Origin of the sequence: Agrobacterium sp. LAD9 (assembly GCF_003031125.1) — a bacterium.
GTDB classification, from domain to species: domain Bacteria; phylum Pseudomonadota; class Alphaproteobacteria; order Rhizobiales; family Rhizobiaceae; genus Agrobacterium; species Agrobacterium radiobacter.
In genome coordinates this window covers 365313-385308 of record NZ_PHGS01000002.1, presented here as the reverse complement: position 1 = coordinate 385308, position 19996 = coordinate 365313, and the positions used below count along the sequence as shown (strand labels likewise).

18 protein-coding genes and 1 pseudogene are annotated in these 19996 nt (G+C 59.1%); 15 read left to right on the top strand and 4 right to left on the bottom strand.

The window, feature by feature from the left end:
* The first annotated feature begins 1 nt into the window (after position 1).
* The 15 genes and pseudogenes from fliI (at position 2) to DA915_RS02655 (ending at position 12086) form a co-directional block, all read left to right on the top strand.
* Positions 2-1408, top strand: a complete 1407-nt coding sequence (gene fliI, locus DA915_RS02730) for a flagellar protein export ATPase FliI (protein WP_003503412.1) — start codon at positions 2-4, stop codon at positions 1406-1408.
* 3 nt (positions 1409-1411) lie between these two features.
* Positions 1412-1972, top strand: coding sequence for a hypothetical protein (locus DA915_RS02725; protein WP_003503413.1), 561 nt, complete (start codon positions 1412-1414; stop codon positions 1970-1972).
* Positions 1973-2143: 171 nt separating this feature from the next.
* The gene (gene flgB, locus DA915_RS02720; protein ID WP_003503414.1) at positions 2144-2536 is read left to right on the top strand and encodes a flagellar basal body rod protein FlgB; all 393 of its coding nucleotides are present in this window, start codon (positions 2144-2146) and stop codon (positions 2534-2536) included.
* 3 nt (positions 2537-2539) lie between these two features.
* Positions 2540-2959, top strand: a complete 420-nt coding sequence (gene flgC, locus DA915_RS02715) for a flagellar basal body rod protein FlgC (RefSeq protein WP_003503422.1) — start codon at positions 2540-2542, stop codon at positions 2957-2959.
* Positions 2956-3294 (top strand): flagellar hook-basal body complex protein FliE, encoded by a 339-nt coding sequence (locus DA915_RS02710; protein WP_003503424.1) that lies wholly within the window; start codon positions 2956-2958, stop codon positions 3292-3294. Before flgC ends, DA915_RS02710 begins: the two co-directional genes overlap by 4 nt.
* A gap of 18 nt (positions 3295-3312) precedes the next feature.
* Positions 3313-4101: a flagellar basal-body rod protein FlgG gene (flgG, locus tag DA915_RS02705; RefSeq protein ID WP_003503427.1), complete on the top strand. Its 789-nt coding sequence runs from the start codon at positions 3313-3315 to the stop codon at positions 4099-4101.
* Between the two features lie 20 nt (positions 4102-4121).
* Complete coding sequence (gene flgA / locus DA915_RS02700) at positions 4122-4610, top strand: flagellar basal body P-ring formation chaperone FlgA (protein WP_107675086.1); 489 nt, start codon at positions 4122-4124, stop codon at positions 4608-4610.
* 65 nt (positions 4611-4675) lie between these two features.
* Positions 4676-5728: pseudogene (locus tag DA915_RS02695) on the top strand (flagellar basal body P-ring protein FlgI); the annotation flags it as partial.
* Positions 5725-6261 carry a MotE family protein gene (locus DA915_RS02690; protein ID WP_107675085.1) on the top strand — a complete coding sequence of 179 codons (537 nt, stop codon included), beginning with the start codon at positions 5725-5727 and terminating at the stop codon, positions 6259-6261. The pseudogene DA915_RS02695 and the gene DA915_RS02690, both read left to right, overlap by 4 nt.
* The gene (gene flgH / locus DA915_RS02685; RefSeq protein WP_003503434.1) at positions 6258-6977 is read left to right on the top strand and encodes a flagellar basal body L-ring protein FlgH; all 720 of its coding nucleotides are present in this window, start codon (positions 6258-6260) and stop codon (positions 6975-6977) included. The genes DA915_RS02690 and flgH overlap by 4 nt, the downstream gene beginning before the upstream one ends.
* 27 nt (positions 6978-7004) lie before the next feature.
* Positions 7005-7505, top strand: a complete 501-nt coding sequence (locus tag DA915_RS02680) for a flagellar basal body-associated FliL family protein (RefSeq protein WP_020811291.1) — start codon at positions 7005-7007, stop codon at positions 7503-7505.
* On the top strand, positions 7502-8239 hold the full coding sequence (gene fliP, locus DA915_RS02675; protein ID WP_003493833.1) for a flagellar type III secretion system pore protein FliP: 738 nt from the start codon (positions 7502-7504) through the stop codon (positions 8237-8239). Before DA915_RS02680 ends, fliP begins: the two co-directional genes overlap by 4 nt.
* Positions 8240-8612: 373 nt before the next feature.
* The gene (locus DA915_RS02670) at positions 8613-9533 is read left to right on the top strand and encodes a flagellin (RefSeq protein ID WP_107675084.1); all 921 of its coding nucleotides are present in this window, start codon (positions 8613-8615) and stop codon (positions 9531-9533) included.
* A gap of 407 nt (positions 9534-9940) precedes the next feature.
* Positions 9941-10906 carry a flagellin gene (locus DA915_RS02660; protein ID WP_003503440.1) on the top strand — a complete coding sequence of 322 codons (966 nt, stop codon included), beginning with the start codon at positions 9941-9943 and terminating at the stop codon, positions 10904-10906.
* A 238-nt stretch (positions 10907-11144) separates the two neighbouring features.
* Positions 11145-12086 carry a flagellin gene (locus DA915_RS02655; protein WP_003503441.1) on the top strand — a complete coding sequence of 314 codons (942 nt, stop codon included), beginning with the start codon at positions 11145-11147 and terminating at the stop codon, positions 12084-12086.
* 331 nt (positions 12087-12417) lie between these two features.
* Here DA915_RS02655 and DA915_RS02650 read toward each other — a convergent pair whose 3' ends face one another.
* From DA915_RS02650 to DA915_RS02630, 4 genes are all read right to left on the bottom strand, one after another.
* Positions 12418-14265 (bottom strand): TniQ family protein, encoded by a 1848-nt coding sequence (locus DA915_RS02650; protein WP_192886387.1) that lies wholly within the window; start codon positions 14263-14265, stop codon positions 12418-12420.
* The gene (locus DA915_RS02645) at positions 14262-15242 is read right to left on the bottom strand and encodes an ATP-binding protein (protein WP_107675082.1); all 981 of its coding nucleotides are present in this window, start codon (positions 15240-15242) and stop codon (positions 14262-14264) included. Before DA915_RS02645 ends, DA915_RS02650 begins: the two co-directional genes overlap by 4 nt.
* A gap of 2 nt (positions 15243-15244) precedes the next feature.
* Positions 15245-17431: a DDE-type integrase/transposase/recombinase gene (locus DA915_RS02640; protein WP_153064517.1), complete on the bottom strand. Its 2187-nt coding sequence runs from the start codon at positions 17429-17431 to the stop codon at positions 15245-15247.
* A gap of 1839 nt (positions 17432-19270) precedes the next feature.
* Positions 19271-19927 carry a DUF3800 domain-containing protein gene (locus DA915_RS02630; protein WP_153064516.1) on the bottom strand — a complete coding sequence of 219 codons (657 nt, stop codon included), beginning with the start codon at positions 19925-19927 and terminating at the stop codon, positions 19271-19273.
* Positions 19928-19996 lie beyond the last annotated feature (69 nt).

The window sequence follows — 19996 nt, the reverse complement described above, 5'->3', positions numbered from 1 at the left end:
GATGACAATGCCGGAATCCATGCTCTCGGCTGGGGCCATTTCACCGAAGCTCGCGCAGCTGGCGAGCCTTGCCGGGCATTATGCCGATCCGGAGTTCTCGGTGGCGCATGGCGGTCATGTCCGCACCATCGCCGCCGGGCACTATACGGTTTCCGGCCTGTCGCGGCATGTGCGGCTCGGGGAATTTGTCGCCCATCGCAGTGCGACCGGCATTCATCTCGGCGAAGTCGTGCGCGTGGAACCGGACATCTGCTATGTCTGCCCCATCGAACCCGGCGAGCCGATCGGCATTCACGACACCGTCATCCGCAAGGGCGCCTTCCGCGTCTCGCCCGACGACAGCTGGTGCGGACGCACCATCAATGCGCTCGGCGAGCCGATCGACGGCCAGGGGCCTCTTGCCGCCGGCATTGAGCGCCGTTCGATTTCCAACAATGCGCCGCCCTCGATGACGCGCAAAAGGGTGGAGACACCCTTCAAGACGGGTGTGCGGGCAATCGATATCTTTTCGCCGCTTTGCCTCGGCCAGCGCCTCGGCATTTTCGCGGGTTCCGGCGTCGGTAAATCCACGCTGCTGTCCATGCTCGCCAAGGCAGACGCCTTCGATAAGGTCGTCATCGCGCTTGTCGGCGAACGTGGCCGTGAAGTGCGCGAATTCATCGAAGACACGATGGGCGAGAATATGAGCAAGTCCATCGCCGTCGTCGCGACGAGCGATGAAAGCCCGATGCTGCGCAAGATGGCCCCGCTTTCCGCCGTTACCATCGCCGAGCATTTCCGCGATCAGGGCGACAATGTCCTTCTCATCATCGACAGCGTGACGCGATTTGCCCATGCGATCCGCGAAGTGGCGGTCGCTTCGGGCGAGCCGCCGGTGGCGCGCGGCTATCCGGCCTCTGTCTTCACCGAATTGCCGCGCCTTCTGGAGCGGGCGGGACCGGGCGCGGAAGGCACCGGCACCATCACCGCCATCGTCTCCATTCTGGTGGATGGCGACAATCATAACGATCCGATCGCCGATTCGACCCGCGGTATTCTCGACGGCCATATCGTGCTGGACCGCAGCCTTGCCGAAGAAGGCCGTTATCCGCCGATCAATCCCCTCGCCTCGATCTCGCGTCTTGCCAAGAAGGCCTGGACGCCGGATCAGGAAAAGCTGGTCTCGCGCCTCAAGGCGCTGGTGCACCGCTTTGAGGAAACACGGGATCTTCGCCTTATCGGCGGTTATCGGCCCGGCACCGACCCCGATCTCGACATGGCGGTGAAGCAGGTCCCGATCATCTATGAAACGCTGAAACAGCTGCCGAGCGAACCGGCAGCGCAAGACGCCTATGCCGACCTGGCGACCGCGCTGCGCGGGGGAGCACAGAATGGCCAGCCCCAGGTAAACCCGAGAGTGAGAGGCTGACCCGTGAACAAGCGGAACGACAATAGCCACGATGAAGACGTGCTACCCAAGCCTGTTTTCTTTACGCCTGACCGTATTCTCGCATGGACGGGCATCGGACTTGCCGCTGCAGCAGCCTTTTTCCCATGGTACGTGTTCTTCAACGAAGACAAATTCGGCATGAAAGTGGCGGGCGGCGACCGCACCCGCGATCTGCCCCATACCGGCCCGCGGGAAGTCTTCAGCGTGTCGCCGATGGCCATGACCAACCGCAACAAGGAAGACACCCCGCCGCCGGCGGAGCTGCCCGACATGCTGACGACGGCAACCGTTAACGCGGGCGGCAAGGAAAAGCAGAACAATCTGGCAGCCGGGATCGAGGACCAGCCCTTCCCCGGCCAGACATCCTTCCGTCTGCTGCATGTTTCCAATGGCCGCGCCCTGATCGAGGACGGTTCGGGCATGTATATGGTGCGAGTCGGTTCGACCCTGCCGGACAATGCATTGCTGACAAAGATCGAGCAGCGCAACGGCGAGTGGCTGATAGAGACCTCCTCCGGCAAGACCTACCACCCCGAAAAATAACGGTTTTTCTCTCTACGGAAGGGCGCGCCGCATCTGCCGGCGCGCCTTTTTTGTTTTGTGCGGGCCGCCTGCGCACGCCCCTTTCTCCGTCGTTATGCAGCGCCATCCCTCCCCGCAAGTCTGACGCAAGATTAGCCCCGTAGGTTCGGGCCATACGAGATGGAGAAGTCTATGCAACCGATTCAACTGTTCGAACTGGCATCCCGCCAAGCGGAATGGCTGAGCGTGCGGCAGGAAGTCGTGGCGACCAACATCGCCAACGCCAACACACCCAAGTTCCACGCCAAGGATGTCAACCCCTTCGAAGCGGTCATGCAGGCCACCAGCCAGCAGGTCGGTATGGCGAAGACCCATCCCGCCCATTTCGGGGCGAGCGAGCTAAGCGAAAATATCGCGGTGCGCGACAACCCGATCAATAACGAGATCGGGATGCAGGAGTCCGGCAATTCGGTCGCGCTTGCGGAAGAAATGACCAAGACCGGCGAGATCAAGCGGCAGTACGACCTGAACGCCAATCTCGTCAAATCCTTCCATCGCATGATGCTGATGACGGTAAAGAGGTAATCCATGGATCCCTTGAGTGCGGCGAGCAAAATCGCCGGCAGCGGTCTCGAAGTGCAGTCCACGCGCCTGCGCATTGTTTCGGAAAACATTGCCAACGCCAGATCCACCGGCGACACCCCCGGCGCCGACCCCTATCGCCGCAAGACCGTCACCTTCGGTTCCGAGCTCGACCGCGTCAGCGGTGTGGAGCGCGTGACGGTGAAGAAGCTCGGCGTGGACCGTGGTGATTTCGTCAACGAATACGATCCCGGCAATCCGGCCGCCGATAGCAACGGCATGGTGAAGATGCCGAACGTCAATATCCTGATCGAAATGGCTGACATGCGCGAAGCCAACCGCAGCTACGACGCCAATCTTCAGGTCATCCGCCAGACACGCGACCTCGTCGCCTCCACAATCGACCTTCTGAAGGCATCGCAATGATCGACGGTATCAAGCAAGTCAGTTCCCTCTCGCTTACCCGCGGCGCAAGCGGCGTCTCCTCGCTGACGGAAAGCCTTTTCGGCGACCAGCAGCAGACGACGCCCGCGCAGCAGACGGGCGCAAGCTTCGCCAGCGTTCTCGGCAACGTCTCGATTGATGCGATGAACAATCTGAAGAAGGCGGAAGTCGCTTCCTTCGAAGGCATTCAGGGCAAGGCGAATACGCGTGAAGTGGTCGATGCCATGCTTTCGGCCGAACAGTCACTGCAAACCGCCATCGCGCTCCGAGACAAGATCGTGTCGGCCTATCTCGACATTACCAAGATGCAGATCTAGCCCAGCAGGAATATTGACATGAGAGCTCTTGCCATCGCTGCCACCGGTATGGACGCCCAGCAGACCAATCTGGAAGTCATTGCCAACAACATCGCCAACATCAACACCACAGGCTACAAGCGCGCGCGTGCGGAGTTCACCGATCTTCTCTACCAGACCGAGCGCATGCAGGGCGTGCCGAACCGCGCCAATCAGGCGATCGTGCCCGAAGGCGCCAATATCGGTCTCGGCGTGCAGACCTCGGCGGTGCGTAACATCCACACCCAGGGTAACCTGATCGAGACCGGCAACAAGCTGGACGTTGCGATCATCGGTCAGGGCTGGTTCCAGATCGAAGCAGCTGACGGTTCGACGCTCTACAGCCGCGCCGGCGCCTTCAACAAGAATGCCGACGGCAATCTGGTGACTGTCGATGGCTACAACGTCATTCCCAACATCAATATCCCGACCGACGCGCAGGACATCACCGTTACCCGCACGGGTCAGGTGACGGCCCGTATCGGCAACGCCGCCGACTTCACCGAGCTTGGCCAGCTGACCATTGCCAACTTCGCCAACGAAGCCGGCCTGAAGCCGCTCGGCGACAACCTCTTTGCCCAGACGCCGGCATCCGGCGACGCTGTCATCGGCGTACCTGACGATCCGAGCTACGGCTACATCAAGCAATCCTACCTCGAAGGCTCGAACGTCGATGCCGTCAAGGAAATCACCGACCTGATCACGGCGCAGCGCGCTTATGAGATGAATTCCAAGGTCATCACCACCGCTGACGAAATGGCTTCGATTGTCAGCAAGAACCTGAAGTAAGAACGGAAAGGCAGGCGAACATGAGGTTTGTCCGGAACAATAGCAGCTGCAGAACGGCGCTCGTCCGTATGTGCCTGGCGTCTGCCTTTTCACTGGGGGCTCTGACTCCCGCGCTTGCTCAGGCGCCAATGGCGCTGGTTCCGACGCGCACCATCTATCCGGGCGAGACGATCACGCCTGAACAGGTGAAGCCGGTGGAAGTGACCAATCCCAATATTTCCTCGGGTTATGCGAGCGACATCAGCGAAGTGGAAGGCATGATCTCCAAGCAGACCCTGCTTCCCGGCCGCACGATCCCCGTTGCCGCCTTGCGCGAACCGTCGCTCGTCACGCGCGGCACCAGCGTCAAACTCGTCTTCACAATCGGCAACATGACGCTGATGGCTTCGGGAACGCCAATGACCGACGGCTCGCTCGGCGAAGTCGTCCGGGTACGCAACATCGATTCCGGCGTGATGGTCAGCGGCACGGTCATGAAGGACGGAACCATTCAGGTGATGGCGAAATGAGAGTGCTTCGTATCCTGGCCGCGGCCATCCTGTTTTCGGCCCAGCCTTTCCTCTCCCTCCCCGCAGCCCATGCGGATACATCCCGCATCAAGGATATCGCATCGCTGCAGGCGGGGCGTGACAACCAGCTGATCGGTTATGGTCTCGTGGTCGGCCTGCAGGGCACGGGCGACAGCCTGCGCTCCTCGCCGTTTACCGAGCAATCCATGCGCGCAATGCTGCAGAACCTCGGCATCACCACACAGGGCGGTCAGTCCAACGCCAAGAACATCGCCGCTGTCATGGTGACGGCCAACCTCCCGCCCTTCGCCAGCCCCGGCAGCCGTGTCGACGTGACGGTCAGCTCGCTGGGCGATGCCACCTCACTTCGTGGCGGTACACTGATCATGACCTCGCTTTCCGGCGCGGACGGACAGATTTACGCGGTCGCCCAGGGAGCGCTGATCGTCAACGGCTTTTCCGCCCAGGGTGACGCTGCAACGCTGACGCAGGGCGTCACGACTTCGGCACGCGTGCCGAACGGCGCGATCATCGAGCGCGAGCTGCCGTCCAAATTCAAGGATTCGGTCAATCTGGTCCTTCAGCTGCGCAATCCCGATTTTTCGACCGCGGTGCGCGTAGCCGATGTCGTCAACGCTTTTGCCCGCGCCCGTTACGGCGACCCCATCGCCGAGCCGCGCGATTCGCAGGAAATCGCGGTGCAGAAGCCCCGCGTGGCTGATCTCACCCGGCTGATGGCGGAAATCGAAAACCTGACGGTGGAGACGGATACGCCGGCCAAGGTCGTGATCAACGAACGCACCGGCACGATCGTCATCGGCGCCGATGTGCGCATTTCCCGTGTCGCGGTCAGCTACGGAACGCTGACCGTGCAGGTGACGGAATCGCCACAGGTCATTCAGCCCGCACCCTTCTCGCGCGGTCAGACGGCGGTGCAGCCGCAGACGGATATCATGGCAATGCAGGAAGGCAGCAAGGTCGCCATCGTCGAAGGTCCTGACCTTCGCACGCTGGTTGCGGGTCTCAACAGCATCGGGCTCAAGGCGGATGGCATCATCGCCATTCTGCAAGGCATCAAATCCGCCGGCGCCCTTCAGGCGGAGCTTGTGCTGCAATGATGGACAATCAGAAGAAAAACGCTTTCCCGAATGGCCTTGTCCGCTTCGCGGCTGTCGCCTCGCTGCTTTTCCTGCTTCCCGCTGCTGGCGCCGAGAGCCAGCAGAACGTGGTGTCGGAACTCAGCACGCAGGATGAAATCCAGAAATTCTGCACCAACATCGCCGATGCCGCCCGCGACCAGCGTTATCTCATGCAGAAGCAGGATCTGGAAAAGCTGCAGTCCGACGTCAATGAGCGCATTGCCGTGCTGGAAGACCGCAAGGCGGAATATGAGGACTGGCTGGCGCGCCGCGAGCATTTCCTCAATCAGGCGAAAAGCAATCTCGTCGACATCTACAAGACGATGAAGGCCGATGCCGCCGCACCACAGCTTGAGAAGATGCATGTGGAGATTGCGGCCGCCATCATCATGCAGCTGCCGCCGCGCCAATCGGGTCTCATTCTCAGTGAGATGGATGCGCAGAAAGCCGCCACTGTCGCCGGCATCATGTCGCAGGCAACCGATAAAAACACTTCGAAGGATCCTTCATGAGCACGCGTCGTCTTCCGGCCCTCCTCCTGCCGCTCGCTCTGCTTGCCGGCTGCCAGAACAACCAGACCCTGAAGGAAATCGGCAACGCACCTGCGATGAGCCCGATCGGCAGCGGCCTGCAATTCAGCCAGACGCCGCAGATGGGCATGTATCCCAAACAGCCGAAGCACATGGCCAGCGGCTATTCGCTGTGGAGCGACAGTCAGGGGGCGCTGTTCAAGGATCTGCGCGCGCTCAACATCGGCGACATCCTGACCGTCAACATCCAGATCAACGACAAGGCTGATTTCGACAACGAGACCGAGCGCAACCGTACAAATGCCAGCGGCCTGAACTGGAAGGCCAAGGCCGAAATCTTCGGCTGGACACCGGAAGCGGACTCGAGCATCAAATACGGCTCCGACACCGACACCCAGGCGAAGGGCAAGACCAAGCGTTCCGAAAAGCTGACGCTGCTGGTGGCCGCCGTGGTGACCGGCATTCTGGAAAACGGCAATCTCATCATCAGCGGCTCGCAGGAAGTGCGCGTGAACCACGAAATCCGCATCCTCAACGTCGGCGGTATCGTCCGTCCGCAGGATGTCGATGCACAGAACATCATCTCCTACGAGCGCATCGCCGAAGCACGCATCTCCTATGGCGGTCGCGGACGTCTGACGGAAGTACAGCAGCCCCCGGTCGGGCAGCAGGTCGTCGACCTGTTCTCGCCGCTCTGACGCCGGTACACGGGAACGGACTGACCCATGGAAAACGAACAGGTAGAGGGCAAGAAAAAATCCTCCCCTCTGGTCATGACCATCGCAGGCGTTGCGATCCTCACCCTGCTCGGTGCGGGGGGCGGCTGGCTCGTGGGTGGCATGATCGCGCCGAAGATCGCCGGCGCGGAGGCGCATGCGCCGGCTGCTGCCGGCGGACACGGTGAGAAAAAGGAAGAGGGTATCGAGAAAATCTCGGCCGAGGCGAACGGCATCGTCCAGCTCGATCCCATCACCACCAACCTCGCCTATCCCTCGACGAACTGGGTGCGGCTGGAAGTGGCGCTGATGTTCAAGGGACCGGTCGAGGTGGGTCTGGCGGAAGATATCCACCAGGACATCATGGCCTATATCCGCACCGTTTCCCTTCAGCAGCTGGAAGGGCCGCGCGGCTTTCAATATCTTAAGGATGACATTCAGGAACGAGTTGACCTGCGCTCTCAAGGGCGCGTATCCAAGGTCATGTTCCGGACCTTTGTCATCGAATGATTCGATTTCTTGTAACCATCGCCGTCCTCCTTGCTTTGCCGGGCCTTGCCAATGCCCAGCAATTTCCGTCCGATCTGTTCAACACGCAGATAGACGGCTCTGTTGCGGCATGGATCATCCGCACCTTCGGTCTTCTGACGGTTCTCTCCGTCGCACCGGGCATCCTGATCATGGTCACGAGCTTTCCGCGCTTCGTGATCGCCTTCTCGATCCTGCGGTCCGGCATGGGGCTTGCCTCGACACCTTCCAACATGATCCTTCTGTCGATGGCGATGTTCATGACCTTCTATGTCATGTCGCCCACCTTCGACAAAGCCTGGACCGACGGCGTGCAGCCGCTGCTGCAGAACCAGATCAACGAGCAGCAGGCCGTAGAGCGCATCGCCGAACCCTTCCGCACCTTCATGAACGCCAATACGCGTGACAAGGATCTGAAACTGTTCGTCGACATTGCCCGCGAGCGCGGACAGGAAGTCATGACCAACAACGTCGTCGACTATCGAGTGCTCGTTCCGGCCTTCATGCTGTCGGAAATCCGGCGCGGTTTCGAGATCGGTTTCCTCATCATCCTGCCGTTTCTGGTCATCGATCTCATCGTCGCCACCATCACCATGGCCATGGGCATGATGATGCTGCCGCCCACCTCCATTTCCCTGCCGTTCAAGATCCTGTTCTTCGTGCTGATCGACGGCTGGAACCTGCTCGTCGGCAGTCTCGTCAGATCGTTCAACTGACGGGCATTCGTGCCGGATTGACACCCGTTAACCCTGTTTTTTAACCCCGCGCGCCCAAGGCCGCGGGGTTTGCGCGTTTTAACGCTTTGATTACCAGTTTTTCTGGCGACTTGGTAACTATCTTTCTAAATAGAAAAATTACCATTTAAATAAATCGAAAACTAACCATAAGTATCTTCCAATATTTCTTAGCGCTCAAATTAATAATTGTGCAATTTTTCGCTGCGAATTTCTTTTCACACGCAGCGGGTTTGGTTTCTGAAACTAAGTATTTCTGAACCGAGTGGCATGAAGCCGAAACGTTGCGACCGGTAATACCAAACCCGGTATGTCCCCACTCCAGTATCTCGTAAAAACAAGGGACACATTTATTATGGCAAGCATTCTGACCAACACCAACGCAATGGCCGCTCTCTCGACCCTGCGTTCCATCGCTTCCGACCTTTCGAGCACGCAGGACCGCATTTCTTCCGGCCTGAAGGTTGGCTCGGCTTCGGACAACGCTGCCTACTGGTCGATCGCGACCACCATGCGTTCCGACAACAAGGCTCTCGGCGCCGTCTCCGACGCGCTGGGCATGGGCGCCGCCAAGGTTGACACCGCGTCTGCCGGTATGGACGCCGCGATCAAGGTCGTCACCGACATCAAGGCAAAGGTCGTTGCCGCCAAGGAACAGGGCGTTGACAAGGCCAAGGTTCAGGAAGAAGTCACGCAGCTGCTCGACCAGCTGAAGTCGATCGGCACGAGCGCGTCTTTCAACGGTGAAAACTGGCTCGTTTCCAGCGCCAACGCCACCAAGACGGTTGTTTCCGGCTTCGTTCGTGACGCCAGCGGCAACGTCAGCGTCAAGACGACGGACTACGCTCTCGACGCCACCTCCATGCTTTACACGGAAGCTACGCCCGGCACGATCGACGCAAACTCCGGTATCCTGAACGCTACCGGTGCGACGACGACTGTCGGCTCCAAGACCTACACCCAGATCTCCGTTCTCGACATGAACGTCACCACCGACGATCTCGACAACGCCCTCTACTCCGTTGAAACCGCTCTGACGAAGATGACCAGCGCCGGCGCCAAGCTCGGTTCGCTGTCTGCCCGTATCGACCTGCAGACCGACTTCGCCGACAAGCTGTCCGACACCATCGAAAAGGGCGTTGGCCGTCTCGTTGACGCCGACATGAACGAAGAGTCCACCAAGCTGAAGGCTCTCCAGACGCAGCAGCAGCTGGCAATCCAGGCTCTGTCGATCGCCAACAGCGACTCGCAGAACATCCTGTCGCTCTTCCGTTAAGAGCTGAGCTTCTCATAGCCCTTCGGGGCTGGGGGACAGATTTCTTCCCACAGGCAATCGGGGGCTGACCGAGCGCGGATTGGGATAGAAGGCATAAAGGTCCGAAAGGCTGAATCGGACTGAATGCATCAATGAGGCCGCATCCGGAAACGGGTGCGGCCTTATCTTTTTTTTAAACTTTTGGCGATACGCGCGCGTGCGCGCGAGGGTTGCATTTTTTAATTTTGACGACGCCGAATTTCTTTCTCCGCTTATCAATTCATTAACCAAACCCGCGTTACCTAATGCTCATCGAAACGGCGAGCTAACGTTAAAAATCAGCCAGTTAGCAGGCATGATGCTGTGCGCCGTTCCCGGTGAAACCGGAATGTCCCTTCTTTAATCAGCCATTCAAGGGGCACACTACTATGACGAGCATTATCACGAATGTCGCAGCAATGTCTGCGCTCCAGACCCTGCGCTCTATCGGCCAGAACATGGAATCCACTCAGGCACGCGTTTCCTCCGGCCTTCGCGTTGGCGAAGCTGCTGACAACGCTGCTTACTGGTCGATCGCAACCACGATGCGCTCCGACAACATGGCTCTCTCCTCCGTTTCCGACGCTCTCGGCCTCGGCGCCGCCAAGGTTGACACCGCTTCTGCCGGCATGGAATCGGCAATCGAAGTCGTCAAGGAAATCAAGGCAAAGCTGGTCACGGCAACTGAAGAAGGCGTCGACCGCACCAAGGTTCAGGAAGAAATCGGCCAGCTCCAGAAGCAGCTCGCATCGATCGCACAGGGCGCTTCCTTCTACGGTGAAAACTGGCTCGTCGGCGTTTCGACGCTCGGTGCGACAACCCCCGGCACAGACCCGGACAAGTCGGTCGTTGCCGGCTTCGTTCGCTCCACCGGTGGCGCCGTTAACGTCACGACCACGAAATACGCTCTCGACAACACCGCAACCGGCAACACCCTGTTCGGCTCGGTCGACTCCGCTACGGGCGTTCCCGACACGACAGGCATTCTCGGCACGACCGGCACGTTCACGACCGTCGCTGCCCAGTCCGTCTACACGCTTGATATCACCCAGTATGCAGCCGCTGACCGCGCCACGAACATGGCCGAAGCCCTGACGCTGGTTGAAAACTCCCTGAAGGCCATGACCAGCGCTGCCGCAAAGCTCGGCTCGCTCTCCATGCGTATCGGCCTGCAGGAAGATTTCGCTTCCAAGCTGTCCGACTCCGTCGAAAAGGGTATCGGCCGCCTCGTGGACGCCGACATGAACGAAGAGTCCACCCGCCTCAAGGCCCTGCAGACCCAGCAGCAGCTCGGCGTTCAGGCTCTCTCGATCGCCAACAGCAACTCCGAAAGCATCCTGTCGCTCTTCCGTTAATCGGAAGCTTCAGCCGAAAAAATCAACCGCGCCGAAAGGCGCGGTTTTTTTGTTTAATCGCCTGCGAAACTAAGAGATTTTTTGATTAAGAGTTCGTTAACCAAATCACGGCTAAATCAGCGCATCGAAACGACTCGTTAACCAAGACGAAAAAGAGGTTAACAGGCATCACGCCGCTCAGTCGTTTCCGGCGATCCCGGAATGTCCCTTCCCATTTAGCCAGCTCAGAGGGGCAATTATGACAAGTATTCTGACGAACACCGCCGCCATGTCGGCGCTTCAGACCTTGCGCGCAATCAGCGGCCAGCTCGAAGATACACAATCCAGAGTGTCTTCGGGCCTGCGGGTCAAGACCGCATCCGACAACGCCGCCTACTGGTCGATCGCGACGACGATGCGCTCCGACAACATGGCCCTTTCCGCGGTTCAGGATGCGCTGGGCCTCGGCGCGGCGAAGATCGATGTCGCCTATTCCGCAATGGAAAGCTCGGTCGAAGTCATCAAGGAAATCAAATCGAAAATCGTTGCCGCCACCGAAGAAGGTGTGGACAAGACCAAGATCCAGGAAGAGATCGACCAGCTGAAAAAGCAGCTTGAATCGATCGCGCAGGGCGCATCCTTCAGCGGCGAGAACTGGCTGCTGGGCACCGGCGCCAAGACTGTCGTTTCCGGCTTTGTTCGCGACGGCGGCGGCACTGTCAGCGTGACGAAAACAGACTATACGCTTGTCGATACCACTGCCGGCACGACGACCGCCAATGTGCTTTTCGGCCTGACCGGCTCGCCCGCGACGCTCGACACCACGAGGGGCATCATCGGACAACCCGGAACAGCCTCCGGCATTTCCGTATGGGACATCGATCTCAAGCTGTTCGCTTCTGCAACGCCGCCGGCCTACACCATCGGTAATCTTCTCACCGATGTCGAAACCGCATTTCAATCCCTGAGCAGCGCTTCCGCCGCTCTCGGCTCGATCAAGATGCGCATCGGCCTTCAGGAAGACTTCGTGTCGAAGCTCACCGACTCCATCGACAGCGGCATCGGCCGCCTTGTGGATGCGGACATGAACGAAGAATCGACCCGCCTCAAGGCACTGCAGACACAGCAGCAGCTGGGCATCCAGTCGCTCTCCATCGCCAATACCAGTTCCGAAAATATCCTGTCGCTATTCCGTCAGTAAGCGGCGCCCGATGGCTACGGGCGGTTTCGTCCCGCTCTGGCAGCAACAGAATATTCGGATATGGAAACCGCGCTTCGCAAGGGGCGCGGTTTTCCATTTGCCGCGGGCTGCGCGGCGCGGGCATACATCACATGCCGCATGCGAGCGGTGCTGTCAGAACTCCTAAGGATTGTCTCTGAGGCGCATGTAACCTATTGATTCTATTGCGCAGACCATGAGCCGGTGAACTTGTTATGTCTTTCCCAACTTCACAGGTCTGTCTCTATCGTATCGGCAGACACAAAAAAGCCCGCTGATCGCGGGCTTCGATATGAAAATCTCGGAGACAAACCTAAACGTTCGGCGGTAGCAACGACGCCCTAGCTAGGTCTTCCTTTCGATAGTACCTCGCGATTTTTCCCGACGTCTCGAAAATCGGTTTCATCCCGTTCTGGTCGAGCTCGTCCTTCATCCAAGCAATATTGCGCCCCCATCCTCTCGCGATGATGTGTAGTGACCGATGGCTGTCGAGGAAGGCGTCCACGGTGTCCCGATGAATGAATGACTGCGGCCTGCGAGTTCTCGGATTAGTCCTGGACTCGACAGGCAAAACACGGTGCTTGACCAGTGCGGCGACGGTCGCGTCGGTGGTCGCCAGCGCGTTCCTGACGTCGGTCATGTTGAGGTAGACGCCCCCGTTGCCGTAATCGTCTTCACCGTGGTTGCCCTCCGCAGATACAGGAAGTTCTCGGAGATCGACGAGAAGGCTCCGCACCGTCATCGAGTCGTCGACGCGGGCCACACCGGTCAGTTTGCCGTCAAGGATCATTTCGAGAAGGTCGGCCTGGGTAAGGCTCTTCCGTTGGCAGGCGGTAGTGAGCGAGACAAGACCATGGCCTTCCCCCGCCAGAGAGGTCCGCTCAAATAGGCGACGACGAAATCCGTCGAGAGCGGCCTTCGACACACGATAGAAAGGGCGCTCACCCTTGGCACCTCGTTCAGACGGAACAAGCAACCCCCGCTCGATGAAGTCGCGAACACGGTTTTCATGGGTTCCCAGCAAGGCTGAAACCTCTACCGTGGTCAAATTGTCAGCCGTGTCGCCGAGGATTCCGTCTGCGTCCGCGACCGAGAAGTAGACGCGCCTATCCGAGAGCTTAGAGTGGCTGATGACGCCCTCCTCCTCGAGAAGCTTCCTGACCCGTTTGCGATCCAATGCATAGTCCACGGCGGCCGACCGCACCGAATGGAGATGTCGACGCTGGACGGGGAAGATAAAGCGATCTCCCGGCCCGACCGGCACATGGCGCTCTACGAGGTCCTGGAACAGCCCGACGATTTCGGCGTAAGCCGGTACGACGGCATTGCGACGAAGGTGACGGACCATAGGGCCGAAGAACTCCGTGATGGTTTGGGCGGCTGGCCGATGCAGATCGATCGCGTCCGTCACCACCCTCTCGACCATTTCCCGTCCTTCCCTCGCGACCAGGAAGCCGGCGGCCCGGCCGCCGATTGTCGAGGCCGCCTTTCCGCCGACGATGAAGGAAGGAAGACGGTTGTGAAGGAGCGATCCGAGAAACTGGAAGAGCATAAGCAGCACGTGGACCTCCTGACGGTCGATGAATGACTGGATACGGTTTCCCGCGATGCGCCCTTCGATGTACGCATCAACTTCCAACTCCGTCTCATCCGCTGGACCGCCAGGCTGACATTCCAAATGCCAGCTTTCTGCTGCGAACAGGGCGACATCGTTCGCAGGGGCATTGCCCCCTGCTTCAACGAGAAGCTCGCGGTGGTGGGTGCAGGCCGTGATGGCACGCGTCAACCACGAAGCACGCTCGAATGGCCGTGATTGCGGTCGTCCGCTGCCCTTGTCCATGTCTTCGGCGAGGCAACGAGGGCAGAAACGGAACCGCCCCGCCACCCTCATCTCCTTGCGAAAAACGGCGTCGCCGAGCCGCCATTCCCCGGCTTCCTCGCTGGTAGGCACCGCGAAACGCCGGAGCTTGTCTACCGAGACCCCTGACCATGAGGACAGCATCCTGATTGCGTTTTCGTCTCCCCGAGCAACGGCCTGAATTGTGCTGTGGCCCATGAGGCCAGCCACGGACGAACAGCCCATGGCACGCGCCAACCGTGACGCGAGGCTGAGCGGCGTCTCGGAGTCGGGGTGGAACGCGACGTGTACAGGAAGTCTCATGCTGCCCTCCTGCTTTTCACCGGTGGTGTGATGTCGTCGAGCGCGTTGGCGGGAATGATTTCGCGCCAGTTCGGAGCGACGAACACGTTGTCGCGACGCGTGCATCCGGTCATCTCTTCGTAGACCTTCGAAAAGTCGGACAGCTTGACTTGCGACCGACCAGCATCGGCCGCTCTGAAGCACGCCTCCTGAACGAGCTCGACCACCTGCCCGAATGCCCCACTCGCTGCACGGCAGAGCTTCTCGCGGAAGACGTCGGTCTGCGTATCGTCCGCGCGGGACATGCCACAGTCTTCGACAGTGACGGTCTCGATGATTTTTTCGATCCACTCTTCGTCCTCGGGATACTCCATGGGCTCGTACCGCATGACGTATGACCGGCGAGCAAGCTGCCGATCCCCCTGGAGAAAGGTAGCGAGCGCCGGCACGCCAGAATAGATCGTGTGGATCGGCCAGCCATCGATCTGAACCAGCGCCTTGAGAACGTCCTGGACCGCCTGGATTGCTTTGGGTGTGTTATTGCGAAGGACGTCCTGCATCTCGTCGATCCAGATCGCCTTCACGCCACGTTCCCTCAGCTGCTCTTTGAGGAATACCCAAAGCTCCGGGTCCGTCTTCCGGCCTTTCACCGGAACACGCATGGCGGTCAGGAGTTCGATGGCAAGCGCCCGCATGTTGCAGGGCTTCGGCGGCTTGATGCAGATCAGCGGCGTGACATCGTCGCCGTATTCGTCCTTGGATGGCTGCCATTCCCCGATCAGCGGCAGGATGCGCGTGATCGACCGGGTTTTACCGCTTCCGGTCTCGCCGATGACGAACAGCGACCTGCGCTGTGAACCACGGCCTCTTTCGAGGGCCTTGGCGTTTTTGCGCAGCTTCTCGATGAACCCGCTGAGAACTTTGTCGCGGCCAGATTCGAAGTATCGCTCGGCACTACGCTCCCGGATTGCATCTGGATTGACCTTCTTGGTAGCCATGATCAGTCATCCTCCTGTTCGTCGAACTTCGAGCGTGAGCGCACTTTTTCGACCGCTTCGGCGCGGGCCTGTTCCGCTAGTTCCTGGTCGCTACGCTGATTTTCAAGCAGCAGAGCGCCCGGAGGCTCAGTATTGGGGGCGGGCTCCATCACCTCGTCAGCCTCGCAGTTCGCTTCCCAACCGCGAACAACTTCGCGATTGAGCCGCTCCATGTCCTCGGCCGTTGGAATGCGAGCGCCAAGGTTGGCGCGGATGGTGGCGGCCTCGCCGGTGCGGCGCATGCGACGGATACCCGCGTACATGATCTTGAGGTCCTCTTTCGTCTTCTCCGCGATCTCGTCGCGCTCTTCCTTGAGGACGGCCAGCCATTCGTGGAATGACACGGTGTGATCCAGGCCGAGGACGTTTTCGACGGCGAAGTATTCCGTTTCGTCCTTCGCCTTCACCAGGACGTGGCGCGCGTACATGGGGTCGTACATCACGTCGATCGGCTTCTGGCCGATGCGGCGGCGGAGCGCATTGAGCCGTTCATCACGGAACGTCACACCGCAGACGACAATACCGTCCTTCTGGATCGTCGCAGTCGTGGGATAACCAAACGCCGCAATCATACGAAGCTGGCTGGGCGGATACTTGATCTCGATAGAGCCGGTAGCCTCGACCCACTCGTTATGCGGGGTGTTGCCTCCGAGGCCGCTTTGGCGCTTGCGGTGATAGATGTCGCAGATCGCGAAGATGATGATCCTCGCGAATTCGTCCAGGAACACGCTCGCGTGAGCCTCGGCCTCATAGTCACCCTTTTCCTCCACGGAGGCGAACGTGCGGCCGTCGAGGAAGTGCGTGATCAGCGGGCCGATGATCCCGAACAGCCGCTCGATGAACGGCCGGCGCGCGGGATCGCCCGCAGGCTGGCGAACGACGGTCACGCCGATGGACTGAGCGCCCGTGATGAAGTGGTCGGAAAGCATTGGCCCGCCGTTGTCCATCGACGCGAGGTCGGGCTTCACGCGGGCCGACCAAGCGGTTTCGGCTCCAACCATTCGCGACAGATCGGTCTTGTCGGTCATCGCCATGCGCAGCACGCCAGCGATTGCCTCGGCCGACGGGGTCGGCGTAATTTTCACGCCGAGTACGTATCTGGTGGCGACGTCGATGGCTACGGTCACGCAGATTCGAAGCGTTTTAGGCAAGGCTTTGACGAACACGTCCGGCAGATGCGCCCATACGCCTGTCTTAACCAGCAGCGTAATGAGGTCGCCCTTCCATTCGTCGATTTCGACCAGAGCGCCGGGGCGCTCGACATCGAAGCTCGCCTTGACATCGCGGAAGTACTTTAGGGCAGCCTCTTCTCCTTCCCGGCTGGCCATGACTTCAAAGGCATCGAACCGGTTGATCGCGTTCTTTGTCTTGGTAAGCGAGAATTCCAGGAGCTCGGAGAGGCCAGCAGCACGACGCTTGTCATTCTCCCCGTCCCGCTCCGCGAGATAAGCAAGATGAACCTGCGCCGGCGTGGGCCGGAGGCGGCTCAGGTACTCACGAGCCATCTTCTGATGAAAAAGTTCGCTCGCGCGGCACGGAATTACCGTGCGGCTCCCCGGGCCGTGATGCAACGGCACAAACACTACGGGATTGCGTCCTGCCGCAATATACTTGTCGTAGTCGCGTTTGAACGTCTTCCAGCTCGGACCGTTGGAGATTTTGACAACGGTCTGACCCGTGCGGCGTCGACGACCATTCTTGTTCTTGGCGTCGGGACCGAGGAGTTCCTTTTCCCACCATTCGTCGAGCATGGGCTGGAGCTTAACTGAGAACGGCAGTTTCTTTTTCGCGTCCCTGCACGCAGTTTCGTACCGCTCGATCAGCTTTTCGCGCAGGCGAGCCGCGAACCGAACCTTAGGATCGAAGGCGTTGAGCGTCTTGTCGCCATGGATGGCCAGCGTGCGCTGGATGGGCGCGCTGTGGTGATAGTAATAGACGTCGGCATCTCCGGCGTGGAGACGATCCCATACGTCCTGACGGGTTCGCACCATTGTACGAGCGAGGTCTTCCTCGTGCGCAAAGGTATAGGTCAGGCTGTCCGAGAAGACCGGGATGTAGTTCCTCGTGCCTTCCTGATAGCGGTCGGTGCGCCCCATAGAAACGAGGGAATGGGTGTGGGTACGGGTCGGAAGGGGATGACTGTAGGACACGTACGCTCTCCTTTTCGTGTCGTGACGGACTGGGTAGGCTCAGACGGCATGGGATTGGCCATGCCGGTTATGAACCAGGTCAGTTCGTCGATCCGACCGATGCCTTCGGGAAGGAGTTCGCCGAGGTCGATGAGATGCCAGATGGCGGCCCGACGGGCGGCCACGTTCTGGCATCCGGAGAGGAGGGTCATGAATCTGAAGCGTCCAGTCATGCGACGGACGATTTTGCGAAGTTCATCTGCCGCTGCGGGATTGCACGTCTCGCGCGAGGCGAGGATTTCGGAGCAGTTGTGGAAGGAGGCGACCGTACCGTCCTTCTCGGTCATCAGGCGCGTCTCGTCGGCCAGGCGGCGTCCGCCTTTGTGTGAGATGCCATCGTTCTCGATGCGGGTCAGCATGTCGAGCATCGAGGCGCGCTTGCGGTTCATCTTGACGGCGATCGCCAGCCGCCGGCCGTCCTCGAACACGACGTAGTAGTCGAAGGTGTGGGTGCGCGTGCGACCATCCGCGTCGATGTAGGTGACGCGGGGATACTGCGAATGGATTTCGCGGACGTTGTGCCAGGTCTGGAGCAGGTAGGAGACGCGAAGCTCGAGAAGGCTTTCGTGCCAGAGAATGATGCCGCGGAAGATCGAATGACCGCGAGACGTCTTGGCCTGCTTGAGTGCGGGCTTGCGGGTGGCGAGGCCGGGGTGTGGGGCTACGTAGCGGAAGCTCTCGGCATCTTCACGAGCGGATTGGCTAGATGGAGCCGAGTATCCGACCGCCCCCGTGTCGGTGCTGACGCGTACCTCTTTGGAAATGATGGCGGCGAGCGAAGCAACAGCGTTGAGCTCGCGCTTCATATAGAGCTTGCAGGCGATGCGGTTCTTGAAGTTCATCAGGGGCTCCTTCGACCTCGGTAACACTGACATGCTTCGCATGATCTCGGAGTCGCCCCTTGGCGGGATGACCTTTGACCCCGGAGTCGCCCCTTGTTGGGGAGCCCTCGGGACTGGACGAGTGTTCGCTCATCCAGCATGCGAAAAATGGGAACCTGTGGTTCCGGTTACCGTCGGGACGACCCCGATCGGTTCGAAGGAATTGGGACACCTGTCCCTTTTCCGGACCCTCCGAACCCCGTATCCGGGGGGCTCATTGCGTCTTGAGCCCTGGATACCGGCGATTTCTAAACGAAAGGTTAAAATACGACGCGAACGCGTGGACTTTTAACCTTTCGTCGTAGAGATCAATTTGATCCCTCGGTGGAATTGCATTCAGGAGAGGAGGCTACGGAGCCGTATTCGCTGACGGAAAGGGTAAACCCGGACACGACCAGGGTGGGTCGATGCGGAGCTCGCGCAGATACAAACAGAGGGGTAGGGAAATCTGCTGGACGGCTCTTTCGCACGTCCGAATGGTGCAACACTCGGGATACTCATCACACACCCTACGAAAAGCCGGCTACTCAACTCTTTGGCGTCAGAGTGAGTGCGGTATTCGAAAGATGGAGTGTGCCCGTGTAAACATAGCATGAACAGATAGAAAACATTTAGCGAACTGTCAAGTGGCGCGCACGAAAACACTCCATTGGCTTCCAATTCGGCCGCCGCATGACCTTTTAGATCGCGCAACCCGCTTGCTAGGCGGATTGCAGCCGTTAAAAGGGATATTATTGATATTATATCCCTTTTAACGGCTTATTTGGATCGCCGCTTGTTCGGCACGCATCGCTTCCAATTCCGCCAGATATACCTTTAACTCGCCGTTCGAACTCGCTACTTCAACTCTCTGTTTCACAATGAGAGAAAGTAGTCTCCAAACTCAAAACCTTGTGGCATTTGCTACCTAATGCTGGACTTATGACCACGGCAAATGCAGGTACACGTGATCCTTTAGAATGTTGAAGGCTTCGGAATCTCCGTCCTCGAAATGGCTCTGGAATGTGCCGGCAAGGTAGTCACAGAATGCCAGGCCATCCTCGAGAGGCTTCGATCTAATGATCCTGCTGACTTCGGTTTGTGACCTCATATGAAACCACAAATCTTTGCGGAGGATGCTCTCGATTAGAACGTCGTAACCTAGACCGGCATTAAGCTCGTCAGGACATATCGAAACCTGGCGCAGGTGACGAACGGTCGGGCCAATCAAAGACGATGCCATCCAAGAATAGAAAAGATGGAAGTGCCCTTGGATATGTTTCGGCACCTTCTGTTTATCGATCACTGCGACGAGCATATGAACCCGCGGGTTTTCCTTGACCATGCTCACGGCTCGATGCGCAAAGGACCGCCGGACGCCTGAGCCTATGCCGATCCATTTCTTCTCGTTGTTGGAGGTCCAGCCAAACTCCTTCCTGAGAGCTTTGACGACCTTGCCTGGGACTCTGTGATTATCGTTTATGCCAACTATCGCACCGACGGTGAAATACCGACTTGATCCCCCTTGGCGATACGGGAGGTCAAGTTGCCATCCTAAGTCGCCACTTTCGTCGAGAAGAACAAGCGCGTTTGACAATGGATACCTACCAACGAAAATGGCCCCCGCGGAGCGAGGGCCATGGAAATTTTTGGCTATGCCAAGTTG

Coding starts and splice junctions, on each gene's coding strand:
- fliI (WP_003503412.1), top strand. CDS start 2: ATGACAATGCCGGAATCCATGCTCTCGGCTGGGGCCATTTCACCGAAG.
- flgB (WP_003503414.1), top strand. CDS start 2,144: ATGCAACCGATTCAACTGTTCGAACTGGCATCCCGCCAAGCGGAATGG.
- flgC (WP_003503422.1), top strand. CDS start 2,540: ATGGATCCCTTGAGTGCGGCGAGCAAAATCGCCGGCAGCGGTCTCGAA.
- DA915_RS02710 (WP_003503424.1), top strand. CDS start 2,956: ATGATCGACGGTATCAAGCAAGTCAGTTCCCTCTCGCTTACCCGCGGC.
- flgG (WP_003503427.1), top strand. CDS start 3,313: ATGAGAGCTCTTGCCATCGCTGCCACCGGTATGGACGCCCAGCAGACC.
- flgA (WP_107675086.1), top strand. CDS start 4,122: ATGAGGTTTGTCCGGAACAATAGCAGCTGCAGAACGGCGCTCGTCCGT.
- DA915_RS02690 (WP_107675085.1), top strand. CDS start 5,725: ATGATGGACAATCAGAAGAAAAACGCTTTCCCGAATGGCCTTGTCCGC.
- flgH (WP_003503434.1), top strand. CDS start 6,258: ATGAGCACGCGTCGTCTTCCGGCCCTCCTCCTGCCGCTCGCTCTGCTT.
- DA915_RS02680 (WP_020811291.1), top strand. CDS start 7,005: ATGGAAAACGAACAGGTAGAGGGCAAGAAAAAATCCTCCCCTCTGGTC.
- fliP (WP_003493833.1), top strand. CDS start 7,502: ATGATTCGATTTCTTGTAACCATCGCCGTCCTCCTTGCTTTGCCGGGC.
- DA915_RS02670 (WP_107675084.1), top strand. CDS start 8,613: ATGGCAAGCATTCTGACCAACACCAACGCAATGGCCGCTCTCTCGACC.
- DA915_RS02660 (WP_003503440.1), top strand. CDS start 9,941: ATGACGAGCATTATCACGAATGTCGCAGCAATGTCTGCGCTCCAGACC.
- DA915_RS02655 (WP_003503441.1), top strand. CDS start 11,145: ATGACAAGTATTCTGACGAACACCGCCGCCATGTCGGCGCTTCAGACC.
- DA915_RS02650 (WP_192886387.1), bottom strand. CDS start 14,265: ATGAGACTTCCTGTACACGTCGCGTTCCACCCCGACTCCGAGACGCCG.
- DA915_RS02645 (WP_107675082.1), bottom strand. CDS start 15,242: ATGGCTACCAAGAAGGTCAATCCAGATGCAATCCGGGAGCGTAGTGCC.